Source organism: Duganella phyllosphaerae (assembly GCF_001758785.1).
Lineage (GTDB): Bacteria > Pseudomonadota > Gammaproteobacteria > Burkholderiales > Burkholderiaceae_D > Rugamonas > Rugamonas phyllosphaerae.
Map to the genome: position 1 here is coordinate 26,464 of NZ_LROM01000104.1, position 12,456 is coordinate 38,919.

At 66.7% G+C, this 12,456-nt stretch carries 9 protein-coding genes and 1 pseudogene; 4 read left to right on the top strand and 6 right to left on the bottom strand.

Annotation, left to right across the window (positions count from 1 at the left end; all coding sequences use genetic code 11):
* Window positions 1-36: 36 nt before the first annotated feature.
* Complete coding sequence (locus tag DUPY_RS18960) at window positions 37-1,977, top strand: hybrid sensor histidine kinase/response regulator (RefSeq protein WP_070250099.1); 1,941 nt, start codon at window positions 37-39, stop codon at window positions 1,975-1,977.
* A complete protein-coding gene (locus DUPY_RS18965) occupies window positions 1,964-2,200 on the top strand; it encodes a hypothetical protein (protein ID WP_141749607.1) in 237 nt (78 codons plus the stop codon). The genes DUPY_RS18960 and DUPY_RS18965 overlap by 14 nt, the downstream gene beginning before the upstream one ends.
* Here DUPY_RS18965 and DUPY_RS18970 read toward each other — a convergent pair.
* The gene (locus tag DUPY_RS18970; RefSeq protein ID WP_070250087.1) at window positions 2,197-4,401 is read right to left on the bottom strand and encodes an ATP-binding protein; all 2,205 of its coding nucleotides are present in this window, start codon (window positions 4,399-4,401) and stop codon (window positions 2,197-2,199) included. The two genes, DUPY_RS18965 and DUPY_RS18970, sit on opposite strands and share 4 nt — an antisense overlap.
* Window positions 4,402-4,567: 166 nt before the next feature.
* Here DUPY_RS18970 and DUPY_RS18975 point away from each other — a divergent pair, with 166 nt between their 5' ends.
* Both DUPY_RS18975 and DUPY_RS18980 read left to right on the top strand, forming a co-directional pair.
* Complete coding sequence (locus tag DUPY_RS18975) at window positions 4,568-6,688, top strand: TonB-dependent receptor (RefSeq protein ID WP_070250089.1); 2,121 nt, start codon at window positions 4,568-4,570, stop codon at window positions 6,686-6,688.
* 219 nt (window positions 6,689-6,907) lie between these two features.
* Entirely contained in the window at window positions 6,908-7,132 is a 225-nt protein-coding gene (locus DUPY_RS18980) for a hypothetical protein (RefSeq protein WP_070250090.1), read from the top strand.
* Between the two features lie 20 nt (window positions 7,133-7,152).
* On the opposite strand, the gene rfaD is transcribed toward DUPY_RS18980, so the two are convergent.
* The 5 genes and pseudogenes from rfaD to DUPY_RS28445 all read right to left on the bottom strand — a co-directional run.
* Window positions 7,153-8,148: an ADP-glyceromanno-heptose 6-epimerase gene (rfaD, locus tag DUPY_RS18985; protein ID WP_070250103.1), complete on the bottom strand. Its 996-nt coding sequence runs from the start codon at window positions 8,146-8,148 to the stop codon at window positions 7,153-7,155.
* Window positions 8,149-8,164: 16 nt separating this feature from the next.
* Entirely contained in the window at window positions 8,165-9,220 is a 1,056-nt protein-coding gene (gene waaF / locus DUPY_RS18990; RefSeq protein WP_070250092.1) for a lipopolysaccharide heptosyltransferase II, read from the bottom strand.
* 287 nt (window positions 9,221-9,507) lie between these two features.
* A complete protein-coding gene (locus tag DUPY_RS18995; RefSeq protein ID WP_084640799.1) occupies window positions 9,508-10,836 on the bottom strand; it encodes an MFS transporter in 1,329 nt (442 codons plus the stop codon).
* Window positions 10,833-12,083: an SLC13 family permease gene (locus tag DUPY_RS19000; protein ID WP_070250094.1), complete on the bottom strand. Its 1,251-nt coding sequence runs from the start codon at window positions 12,081-12,083 to the stop codon at window positions 10,833-10,835. The genes DUPY_RS18995 and DUPY_RS19000 overlap by 4 nt, the downstream gene beginning before the upstream one ends.
* 21 nt (window positions 12,084-12,104) lie before the next feature.
* Window positions 12,105-12,456: pseudogene (locus DUPY_RS28445) on the bottom strand (hypothetical protein); the annotation flags it as partial.

A 12,456-nucleotide genomic window follows, 5' to 3' on the forward strand; every position in this document is an offset into this window, starting at 1 on the left:
ATGTCCACTCCTGTGAAAGACCGCTCCGTGAGCAATATGAGCAATAGTGACATCCTGATCCTCAACGTCGACGACAACGACGGCGCCCGCTATGTCAAGACCCGCATCCTGCAAGGCGCCGGCTTCACGGTGGCGGAAGCGGCCAACGGCACCGACGCGCTGACCATGGCGCGCCGCCTGCTGCCGGCCCTGGTGCTGCTCGACGTCAAGCTGCCCGACATCAACGGCATCGAAGTCTGCCGCCTGATCAAGTCCGACCCGGCCACCTGCACCATCCTGGTCCTGCAAACCTCGGCCGCACTGACCGGCCGCGACGACAAGATTCGCGGCCTGGAAGGCGGCGCCGACAACTACCTGGCCGCCCCGATCGAAGCGGACGAACTGGTCGCCAACGTCAACGCTCTGCTGCGCCTGCAACGCGTACAAGCCGACCTGCGCAACAGCGAAGAACGCTTCCGTCAGCTCACCGACAATATCGAAGACGTGTTCTGGATGTTCAGCCTGGACGGCAGCGAACTGCTGTATGTGAGCAATGCCTATGCCACCATGTGGCAGCGTCCCGCGCAATTGCTCGAACGCGCACCCGGCGACTGGCTCGACGCCATCCACGCCGACGACCGCGCAGCGGTGGCCGCGCGCTGGCAACTGGCCGGCGCCGGCGAACCGTTCGACGAAGAATACCGCCTGACCATTCCCGAGGTCGGCGCCGGCGTGCGCTGGGTGCGCGACCGCGCCTTCCTGGTGCGCGACGCCGCCGATGTACCGTACCGCCTGGCCCGCATCACCAGCGACATCACCCAGCGCCGCGACATGGAAGACCGCCTGCACGCGGCCGACGACAACAAGAATGATTTTCTCGCCACGCTGGCGCACGAGCTGCGTAATCCGCTGAGCCCGATCCGCAACGCGGTGGCGCTGATGGGCGAGGTGGCGCCGGCCGACGTGGCGCTGCACCAGAAGGCCCGCCAGATTATCGTGCGCCAGGTGGCGCACCTGTCGCGCCTGGTGGACGACCTGCTGGACGTGGCGCGCATTTCGCAAGGCAAGCTGACCTTGCAGCTGCAGCGCACCGAGCTGCACGCGATCGTGGACTCGGCGCTGGAAACCGCGCAGCCGATGCTCGAATCGCGCGAGCACACGCTGCACGTGGATGTACCGTCCACGCCGCTGTTCATCAACGGCGACCCGGTGCGGCTGGCGCAGGCAATCGGCAACCTGCTGCACAACGCCGCCAAATTTACCAACCGCGGCGGCGAAGTACGGTTGCAGATCACGCGCCTGCCCGACAGCCGCGTGTCGATCGGCGTGCACGACAACGGCATCGGCATCACCTCGTACAACCTGCCGCGCATCTTCAATATGTTTGCGCAAGGCGCGGCCGCCCACGACCGCATCCACGACGGCCTGGGCATCGGCCTGTCGCTGGTGTCCACGCTGGCGCATATGCACGGCGGCAGCGTGCATGCCAGCAGTCCCGGCATCGATCGCGGCAGCAGCTTCGAGCTGATCTTGCCGCTGCTGGACGACGATGCAGCGCTGACCGACGCGCCAGCGCCAGCGCCTGCTGCAGGCGCCGCAGTGGTACGCAAGCCTGGCATGCGCCGCCTGCTGCTGGTGGACGACAATGTCGATTCATCCGAGGTGATGGGCGAACTGCTGGGCGTACTCGGTCACGAAGTGATGCTGGCGCACGACGCCGAACGGGCGCTGGCCGTGGCCCGCGACTACCTGCCCGACACCATCATCCTCGACATCGGCATGCCCAAGGTGGACGGCTACGCGCTGGCGCGCATGTTGCGCGACGACCCACTGTTCGCCAGCACCCGGCTGATCGCCCACACCGGCTATGGCTCCGACCAGGACCGCCAGAAAACCCGCGATGCCGGCTTCGACTTCCACCTGGTCAAACCAGCCAATTTCGACGAGCTCGAGCGCAGTCTGCGGCCGTCACAGGTTCAAGAACATGAGAAAAAGTGATTTACTGACCCGCTTCTGCGTGTACCGTGGCCTGGCCACCAGCGAACGCGAGGCCCACACCGATTTGCTGTTGCTGTTCAGCGAGGAATACCCGATTGCCAGCTTCGAGAAATGGGACACTGCGCTCGACCAGGAATGGGCCGAACGCTTCTACCTGCGCTACCGCGACGATCCCGATTGCGATCTGAAGTGGCTGATGACGGGACTGGGGCAGGTGAACTAGTCTGAAGTGGCTGGCGCCACCGGCAAATGCAGCGTAAACCGCACGTGTGACGCCTGGTACGTGTAGTCGATGGTGCCGCCGTGTTCTAGCATGATCTGGCGCGCAATGTACAGGCCCAGGCCCATGCCGCCCTTGTTGCGCACGTTGTTGGCCGACAGCCGCTTGAACGGGTTGTACAGCGTGCGCGCGGTCTCCTCGGCAATTTCATCGCCAACATTGAGCACGTCCAGCGTTACGCCAGCCTCGTTCTGCACCAGGTGCACGTCGATCGCCTGGCCGATCTTGCCGTGGTGGTAGGCGTTGCTGATCAGGTTGCTTACCACCTGGGCCAAGCGGTCGGCGTCGATCGTCGCCAGCACCTGCGGCGGGCTCTCGATGTTGAGCACAATATTCGGCTTGGCGCTGCGGAATTCGTCGGCCAGGTCGGCCAGGATGGGCGCCAGGTCGGCCGCCGCCACCGCGCCGCCCAGGCGCATGCCGCCATTGATCATGCTCATGTCGAGCACCTGCGATATCAGCCGTTCCATGCGCCCGCTCGAAGCCTTGATGCGGCGCCCGGCAGTTTCCTTGGAGCCGCCCAGTTCCAGCACAGTGGCTGCCATGCTGATCGATTGCAGCGGGTTGCGCAGGTCGTGGCCGAGGATGGCGAACAGCTGGGCGCGGGCGCGGTCGTTCTGCTCGTGGCGGGTGATGGACGCGCGGTGCATCTCGGCCAACAGCTGGCGCGCGATCAGCAGGCGCGTGGGTTCCCACGGTTCGGCCTGGTCAACCACGGTTTCGCGCCACTCGGCAAACGAGCCGCGCGGCGTCAGGCGCGGGCCCAGCGGACCGTGGGCGATTTCCTTGTCGGGCTTGCCGCCCCAGCGCACCAGTTCCACCTGCTCTTCGCGCAGCGCCAGCAGCCAGCCGTTGGCGGCGGCGTCGTAGCGCAGGCCCAGCAGGCCCACCCACTTGCCGCAGTCCTGCTGCAGCGCTGCCGGCCAGTCGCGCCGCGCCGACCGCTCCACCACGTCGGTGTCTTCGGACTGCATCGACGCCACCGCCGCCGCCACTACGTCGGCCGGTACCGGGCCGTGCACGACCACGCGGCCGCCATGCATGACCACCAGCGCGCCGGCCCCCAGCGAATTGCAAATCTCGGCGGCACAGGCGGTCAGGCCGGCGGCCACGTCATCGACATGCAGCAGCGATTGCATGACCCGCGTGCGCACTTCTGCCGCGCGTTCGGTGAGGGCGGCGCGCTCGCGCGTTTCCAGCGACTGTACCGACGCCGCCAGCACCTGCGCCATCACGTCGCACGCCATGCGAATGGCGTACGGCACCCGGCGCGGCGCCATGTGGTGGCAGGCGATCATGCCCCACAGCTTGCCGCTGATGACGATGGAAATGCTCATCGACGCCTGCACGCCCATGTTGCGCAGGTATTCGACGTGGATCGGCGAGACGCTGCGCAGCACGCAATAACTCATGTCGAGCGGCGCGGCGCCGGCGCGGCCGGCCATGGGCACCGGTGTGTAGCCCATGTCGCCGATCATGCGCAGGGTGTTGATCACGTACAGGCGACGGGCCTGGGCCGGGATGTCGCTGGCCGGGTAGCGCCGGCCCAGGTAGGGATCGAGGGTATCGAGGCGCGCTTCGGCCACCACTTCGCCGCTGTCGTCCTGGCGGAACCGATAGGCCATCACGCGGTCGAAACCGGTGATCTGGCGGACTTGATCGACCGCCGAGGCCAGCAGCGCCGCCACCGATTTTTGCCGTTTGAGCCGCTCGATGGCGGTATGGGCCTTGAGCGCAAAAGTGGCCACGCTGTCGGCCTCGCGTTCGCGGCATTCGTATTCGACAATCACCAGGCCTTCGTGGCCATGCACGATGCAATCGAAGTCCTGCGCGCCGATCATGGTTTCCAGCATCGAGGCCGGGGCTTCGCCGTCTTCCAGCTCCTGCAGGCAGGCGCGGATTTTTTCCACCACGGCGGCGTCGAGGCCGAGCTCGTCCACCGCAGCCAGCAGCACCGGCGGCGCCGGCCACTGCAACAGGGCGGGCGCATTCACGCTCCACGACACCAGTTGCGCCGCGCTGCCAAATACCAGGATCGCGCCGTGCGGCTGGATGCTGCCGGGAATGTGGATCGGCTCGTCGGCGCAGTTGTCCAGGGTCACGGGTGCATCGGCGTTGCGGGCGAAGAAATCGGGTGGGGTCATCGCAGGATTATAGCTCCCGACAGGCGCCCTGCGAGTGCCATCGCCGCAACAGAACCGGCAGGGAAAGCGATTGCATGAAAATTTTTCACGCCTCAGTGAAAATCTTTCGAATGACTCAATATTGTCGTTATCGTAAACTGCGCCTCCCTCATCGCCACCATCACACATGAACCACCTGACACTTACCGCGCTGGCCGCCGCCAGCCTCACCTTGTGCGCCACTGCCCGCGCTCATCATCCGACCCTTGCCACTGTGGAAGTGGTCGAAAGCCGCCTTGCGCCCAACAGCGGCCTTGGCCTGGATGAGCAAAACGGCACCGGCTCGCGCCTCGGCTTGACCGCGCGCGAGACCCCGGCCAGCGTCAGCAGCATGAGCGCTGCGGACATGGCCGAGCGCGTGCTGACGCGCGCGCAAGACGCCGCCGTGCGCATGCCGGGCGTGAGCGAAGCGCCGTCACCCGGCAACGGCGGCACCAGCCTGTCGGCGCGCGGCTTCGCCGGCCACAATTCGGTGGCGCAGATGGTCGATGGCACCCGGCTGGTGGCAGCGGTAGGCACCATCACCTACCCGTTCTCGACCTGGCCACTGGCATCGGTGCAGGTGCTGCGCGGCCCGGCCTCGGTGCTGTACGGTGACGGCGCCATTGGCGCGGCGGTCAACTACGTGACCAAACAGCCCCGTTTCGACCGGTTCGAAGGTGAGGCATACGCCAGCGCCGGCTCGTGGAACACGGTGCGCGGCGGTGTGGGTGTGCGCGGCCCGGTCAACGACATGGTGGCGTATTCGCTGTACGCCGACGCCCAGAAAAGCCATGGCTACCGTTCGGATTCCGGTTACCAGCGCCAGAACCTCTCCGGCGCAGTCAGCATACGTCCCAACCGCGACCTGGCAGTGACCGTGCTGGTCGATGCCGGTCACAACGACGACGCCCGCTACTTCGGCACGCCGCTGCGCAACGGCAAGCTGGACGACAGCCTGAAACGCCTGAGTTTCAATGTCAACGACGCCCTGGTCAAATACAACGACCGCGTGTGGCGCGTAAAAGTGGCCTACCAGGCAGCGCCGGGCGTGCAAGTGCGCAACGAGAGCTACTACCTGACCAGCAAGCGCCACTGGCGCAACACCGAGAGCTATACGCTCAACCCGGCCGGCACCGCGCTCGATCGCGACAGCTACCTGGAAATCTTGCACGACCAGCAGCAGGTCGGCAACCGCCTCGACGTCACGCTCGATGGCACGCTTGCCGGCCTGAACAGCCGCTTCGTCGCGGGAGTGGAGTGGTATCGCACCCAGCTGTTCCTGACCAATAATTCGCCGTACACCGGCAGCTCGGTGATCAATCCCTACAATTTTGTGCCCGGCAGTTTTGCCGGCGCCAACCCGAGCCAGACCCTGGCGCTGCGCCGCGCCGAGCTGGCATCGACCGCGGTCTTCGCCGAGAATGTGCTCGACCTGGCGCCGCACTGGAAACTGGTGGCCGGCCTGCGCCGCGACCGCATGGCGCTGGACAACCACGAACTGCGCAGCGGCGTGCGCGCGGCCAGGAACTACACGCCGGTGACCGGCCGCGCCGGCCTGGTGTGGAACGTCGATCCCGCTGTCAGCCTGTACGCCCAGTACGGCACCGCCACCGACCCGCTGAGCGGCGCTCTGGCCCTGCCCAACGGCAGCCCCAGCTTCGATCTCACCAGGGGCAAGCAACTCGAGGTCGGCGCCAAGGGCGGCATCAACGCCATCCGGGGCGAGTGGAGCGCGGCCCTCTACAAGATCGAAAAAAACAAGCTGCTCTCGCGTGACCCCGACAACCCGGCCGTGGCGCTGCAGATCGGCCAGCAGTCATCGACCGGCATCGAACTGGCGTTTGCCGCCGAGCCAATACGCGGCTGGACAATCGACGCCAACCTGGCCGCGCTGCGCGCCCGCTACGACGACTTCAACGAAATGGTGGCAGGCGTGCCGGTCTCGCGCAGCGGCAACACCCCCACCGGCGTACCGGAGCGCACCGCCAATATCTGGACCGGTTACCGCTTCGTGCGCGGCTGGCAGGCCGCCCTCGGCGCGCGTTACGTCGGCGCGCGCCAGGCCAATACCGCCAACACCGCCAACCTGCCAGCCTACACCGCGCTCGACGCCACGCTGGCGTGGGCGGCGTCGCCAAATCTGGGCGTAACCTTGTCGGTCAAGAACCTGGCCGACCGCGATTACGCCTTGTCGGGCAGCGCCGGCGTACGCTGGCTGCTGGCCGACCCGCGCTCGGTGCAGCTGACGGCGCGTACCACGTTCTGATCATGAAACAGGCGCTGCAGTGCGTGCACCAGTGCCTGGGGTTGGCGCCGCCGGGAGTCGCGTTGAACGGCACCGCGTGTGTGGTGGCGTGGCGCGTGTTCGTGCCGTGCAAGAGGCGCCAGCAAGGCAGCATTTCTGCAGCCTGCAACGTGTGCCGCTTGACGTTTCGCGCAGAGGCTTCCAGAATCAGCGGAGAGTATTCACAGCCTGGGGCGCAAAATGGAAGAACGCGTTGCAAAACTCGAAGCGGAGATGGCGGCGATCAAGCTCGACCTTGGCATCCTCAAGGCCACGGTGGCCACCAAGGCCGACCTGGCCGAGGCCATCGCCGGCACCAGGACGTCCATCGCAGACGCCAAAAGCACGATCATCATGTGGACTGTGGGCGCGATTTTCCTGGCGCAGATACTGCCGGGCTTGCTCAGAAAGCTGGGCCTGCAGTAGCGATTACTTGTGGCTGGCCCTTAGTTTGCCTTTAACCACGCGATATACGCCGTCACCCCCGCGCTCACATCGTAAAACGGCTTGTCGTAACCAATCGCGCGCAGCTTGGCGATGTTGGCCTGGGTGAAGCTCTGGTACTTTCCCTTGAGCTTGTCCGGGAACGCGACGTACTCCAGCAGCTTTTTCTCCACGATGGCGTCCAGCGTCAAGGCGCCGCCTTCAGGCTTCAGGTTGTTGACAACCGCCACCGCGATATCGTTGAACGGCTGCGCACGGCCGGTGCCGAGGTTGAAGATGCCGCTCTTGTCCGGGTGATCGAGGAAGAACAGGTTGACACTGACCACGTCGTCGATATACACGAAGTCGCGGGTCTGGGTGCCGGCCGCGTAGCCGTCGTACTCGCCGAACAGTTTGACTTGTCCATCGGCCAGGAACTGGCGGTACTGGTGCAGCGGTACCGAGGCCATATTCCCCTTGTGGAATTCGCGCGGCCCATACACGTTGAAGTAGCGCAGTCCCACCACTTGCGCGCCGCGCTCGCCATGCTCCTTCCAGTAGTTGCGCACGTACTGGTCGAACAGGAACTTGGAGTAGCCGTACACGTTCAACGGCCGCTCGCCCGAGCGCTCTTCGGTAAAACCTTCCTCGGCGCCATACACGGCAGCCGACGACGCGTAGATGAACGGGATCTTTTCCTTCTGGCAGAAGTGGAACAACGAGACGCTGTAACGGAAGTTATTGCGCATCATGTACTCGCCGTCCATTTCCATGGTGTCCGAGCAGGCGCCTTCGTGGAACACGGCCGAGAACTTGCCGGCAAATTCGCCGCGCTCGAGGCGCTCGATGAATTCTTCCTTGCCCATGTAGTCGACCACCTCGGCATCGACCACGTTGAGAAATTTTTCCGGCCGCTTCAAGTTGTCGACCACGAAAATCGCCTCGCTGCCGCGCCGGCTCAGCGCGTGAACGATGTTACTACCAATAAAACCCGCACCGCCGGTTACCAAAATCATGATGTGTCCTGTTCTGAAATTAAAGGGCTGCCGGCCGGGCCGGCAGCATGGCGCGCAGCGGCGTCCACACCAGGTCCACCGTGAGCTTTTGCATGCAAGCCTGGTGGCCCAGCGGACACACGCGCTGCTGGCAGGGGGCGCACTCGAGGTGCAGCCACAGTATCTTGGCCAGCTCCGACAACGGCGGCGTATGCCGTGGATCGGTCGGACCGTACAGCGCCACCACCGGGCGCTTGAGCGCGGCGGCAATGTGCATCAGGCCCGAATCGTTGGTCACCAGCGCCGCCGCGCTGCCGATAATGGCCAGCGCGTCGGCCAGCGAGGTCACGCCCGCCAGGCTGCGCACGCCAGGGGCGGCGGCAACGATCTCGTCGCATACCTCGGCATCCTTGGCCGAGCCCATCAGCACAATCGTGATATCGGGCCGCGCTTGCTGCAACAGCCGCGCCAAGCCGGCGAAATAGCCGCTGGGCCAGCGTTTGGCCGGGCCGAACTCGGCGCCCGGCGCGAACGCCACGATGGTGGCGCCGGGCGCAATGCCCACCCGGCCCAGCGCAGCGACCTTGTCGGCGTCGCTGATGGTCAGCTCGGGATAGGGCACGTTCTGCGGCGCCGTGGTCGAGACCGGACCGGCCAGCGCCGCGTAAAACGGCAGCATCGGCCGCTTGCTTTTGCGGTCGTCGTGGTGCATCACGTTGATCAGGCCGTAGCGCATCTCGCCCTTGTAGCCGACCCGCTTCGGAATCTTCGCCAGCCACGGTATCAGCGCAAATTTCAGGGTATTGGGCAGGATGTAGGCTTCGTCGTAGCCGCGTTCGCGCAGCACCCGCGCGTAGGCGCGGCGTTCGGCCCATTGCAGCTTGCCGTGCTTGAACGGCGTTTCCAGCACCTCGCTTACCTCGGCGGCGGCGCGCCACACGGGCGCCACCCAGGCCGGGGCCAGCACGTCGATGCGGCGCTGCGGATTGGCGTCCTTCAAGGCGCGCAACAACGGCTGCGCCATGACGGCGTCGCCGATCCAGTTGGGCGAGATCACCAGCGTGCGCACGGCACGCGTTTCGATTGATTTTTCCATAAGTTCCAGAGAGACCGACCAGCGGCGGCCACGCCCTGGCAGCCTGTCGGACTTGGGATCGTCAGCTGCAAAAATACCTGGATCGGTCCATATTTCGCCGCTTTCTCGGCCCATAGCCCGTTATGGGCACTGCGAAATCGACAAAATCTGTCCTCGACCAGCTATTTTTTCGCTCTGACTCCCCAAGCCCGACAGGCTGCTAGGCGCTGCCGAACCGGCAAACCGGAATTATAGCGCCAAGGCGCCCGCGCGGCGGGCGGGCAGGCAGACGGCGCAGCGCCTCCGCTCTATGGCCTGGCCCGGGCCCCCGCCAGTGCCGGCAGCAAGGCCGCCAGCGCCACCAGTGCAAAGCTGCCGTGCAGCAGGTACGTCATCGCGTAGCCGTAATGCGTGACCAGGTAGCCGGCCACCACGTTGCTCGACGCCGCCCCCACGCCCTGCACCACCATGACCGCCGCCAGCGCCATGTTGAAGTGGCCGCTGCCGCGCGTCAGGCGCTCGACCAGGAACGGCGTCAGGATGCCGAGCAGGCCCACACCGAGCCCGTCGAGCAGCTGCACCGGGTAAATCATGGCGAACTCGGAAAAGCTGTACGCCAGCACCCCGCGCAGCGGCAGGCTGAGCACCGCCAGCACGGCCGCTGCGCGTACCCAGTCCAGGCGGATGATGCGCTGCGCCAGCAGCGCCGCCGCCAGCGCCGACAGTTGCGACACCATGGTGATCACGGCCGTGGTCTCGAACGGACGCTGCATCTGCAAGGCGAACTGCTGCGAGATCAGGCGCGCCAGCGGGGCATTGCCGAAGTGAAACAGCAGCAAGGCCACGCTCAACAGCAGCAACGGACGGTTGGCTGCCAGCACCCGCCACGACGGCGCGGGCGGCGTTGCCCCAGCCGCTGGTGGCTGGCCGCTGCAGGCCGGTCCCGATAGCGCCACCATGCCTGCGCCCGTACTATCCAGCCCTGCCGCATTGTCGACATGGGACGGCGCCAGTCCACGTGCGGCAGCGTGGTCGATGCTGGCCGGCGCAATCGCGAGCGTGGCCATGATGGCGGCGATGGTGGTGATCAGCATCAGGCCGGCCACGCCGGGCAAACCGAACCAGGCGCTGGCGCCCCAGGTGCCACCGAGCAGGACCACGTTGCCGGCATGGTTCCAGGCTTCGTTCTTGCCCAGCTGGCGGCCGAAGTGCTTCGGCCCCACTACGCCAAGCGTGATGCCGGTGAGCGCCGGCGCGATCAGCACGCCGGCCAGCGCGGCCAGCGCCTGCGTCACGAACACCACGCCCTGTTGCGGCCAGGCGATGCACAGGAAACTCATGGCCGTGATCAGGGCGATCGGCACGACGATCATCATGCGCTTGCTGCGGGTGCGGTCGGCAAACGCGCCGGCCGGCACGCCGGCGGCCAGGCCTATCGCGCCACCGATGGTGGCCAGCATGCCCAGGTCCATCGGCTGCCAGCCTTTCGTGGTCAAAAAAGCGTCGAGGAACGGACCGAGGCCGTCCCTGGCATCGGCCAGGAAAAAGTTGAGCAGCGCCAGCGCCCACAGCGTGGCGACGGTGGGACCGGCGATGGCTGCCGACGCCGGAGCGCGGCCGGCCGGCACCGCGCTCATGACACCACCTGCAACAGCAACAGCGCAGCCAGCAGACTGGCAGGCATCACCAGCACCCCGAGCTTGAGGAAGCCCCAGGCGCTGAAATGCACGCCCTCGCGGCGCAGCGCGGTCAGCCACAGGATGGTGGCCAGCGAGCCGCTCACCGACAGGTTGGGCCCCAGGTCGATGCCGATCAACGCGGCGGCGCGCAGCGCGGGACCGGCTGCCACGTGGTCGAGCGTGGCGGCGCCCAGCAAGCCGGCCGGCAGGTTGTTGAACAGGTTGCAGGCCAGCGCCAGCACCGCGCCGGCGATGCCGTTGGCCATAACCGGTTGCGCCGACTGCAAATGCTGCAATTGCGCCGCCAGCGCCGCCACCACGCCGTGCGCCTGGAGCGCCTCGATCAGCACGAACAGGCCGGCCACCATCAGCAACACGTCACACGACAGCGCCCGGACGGTGGCGCCCGGCGATACGCGCGCGGCCATGCTGGCGGCCAGCAACGCCACCAGCCCGGCCGCCAGCGTGATCGGTCCCAGCGGCAGGCGCCAGGCCGACGCCACGCCCAGCAACAGCGCGGTACCGCCGAGCGCGCCCAGCGTCACGCGGCCACCGGTGGCCAGCGTAGGCACGGCGACGTCACGCCCGATCGCGGCAGGCAGGCCGGCGCGCAAGCGGTAATACAGGATCGCGTAAGTGACCACGATGGCGCCGAGCGACGGCAACAGGAACATCGAGAGCCAGTCGGCCAGGCCCGGCATGTGGGCGCCGAACACGACCAGGTTGGCCGGATTGGAGACCGGCAGTACGAAGCTGGCGGCGTTGGCGACAAAGGCGCACAGCAGCAGGTACGGCACCGGCGGCGCATCGACCGCGCGCGCCACCGCGTAGACCGCCGGGGTGAGCACCACGGCGGTGGCGTCGTTGGACAGCAATACCGTTACCACGGTGCCGGCCAGGTACACCAGCAGGAACAGGCGGTGGCCGGAGCCGTCGGCCGCGCGCGCCGCGTGGGCGGCCAGCCAGTCGAACACGCCATGGCGGCGCCCCAGTTCGGCGAGCAGCATCATGCCCGCCAAAAACAGGTAGACGTCGGTGCCGCGCGCCGCGCCGGCCATGACCTGGTGCAGGTCGACCAGGCCGAATATCAGCAAGGCGGCGACGGCGGCCGCCGCCCACACGGCTTCGGGCAGGCGCCAGGGGCGCACCACGATGCCCAACATGGTGATGGCGGTGATCGTCCACAAGATGATGTTACTCGACATGGCTGGATTCTTCAGGGTTGGTCAGTGTTGTTCAGGGTCGGCGGAAATCGCTTCGATGGCCAGGCCGGCGGCGGCGCGCGTACCGATGCCCACGGCTGCAAACGGCTGGCCCGGCGCCAGCGGCACGCCGACCAGGTCGGGCCGGAAGTAGATGATGGCGCCGTCGGTCAGGATCACACCATTGGCTTCGCCGCGCGGGCCGTGCAGCACGGCGTCGATCACGCCGCGCACCGAAAACTGCTGCAACGGCGGCCGTGACGATGGGGATGGCAGCATGGGCGGGCCATCGCCCTGCCCGTCCACGGCGCCACCGGAAGCGAGATTGACCAGCGCCTGCGCGCGCATGGCGCCGCCGCTGGCCGGCTGGCCGATC

Bases quoted from the DNA above. Each gene is read 5' to 3' on its own strand.
- DUPY_RS18960 (WP_070250099.1), top strand. From the start codon at position 37: ATGAGCAATAGTGACATCCTGATCCTCAACGTCGACGACAACGACGGC.
- DUPY_RS18965 (WP_141749607.1), top strand. From the start codon at position 1,964: ATGAGAAAAAGTGATTTACTGACCCGCTTCTGCGTGTACCGTGGCCTG.
- DUPY_RS18970 (WP_070250087.1), bottom strand. From the start codon at position 4,401: ATGACCCCACCCGATTTCTTCGCCCGCAACGCCGATGCACCCGTGACC.
- DUPY_RS18975 (WP_070250089.1), top strand. From the start codon at position 4,568: ATGAACCACCTGACACTTACCGCGCTGGCCGCCGCCAGCCTCACCTTG.
- DUPY_RS18980 (WP_070250090.1), top strand. From the start codon at position 6,908: ATGGAAGAACGCGTTGCAAAACTCGAAGCGGAGATGGCGGCGATCAAG.
- waaF (WP_070250092.1), bottom strand. From the start codon at position 9,220: ATGGAAAAATCAATCGAAACGCGTGCCGTGCGCACGCTGGTGATCTCG.
- DUPY_RS18995 (WP_084640799.1), bottom strand. From the start codon at position 10,836: ATGAGCGCGGTGCCGGCCGGCCGCGCTCCGGCGTCGGCAGCCATCGCC.
- DUPY_RS19000 (WP_070250094.1), bottom strand. From the start codon at position 12,083: ATGTCGAGTAACATCATCTTGTGGACGATCACCGCCATCACCATGTTG.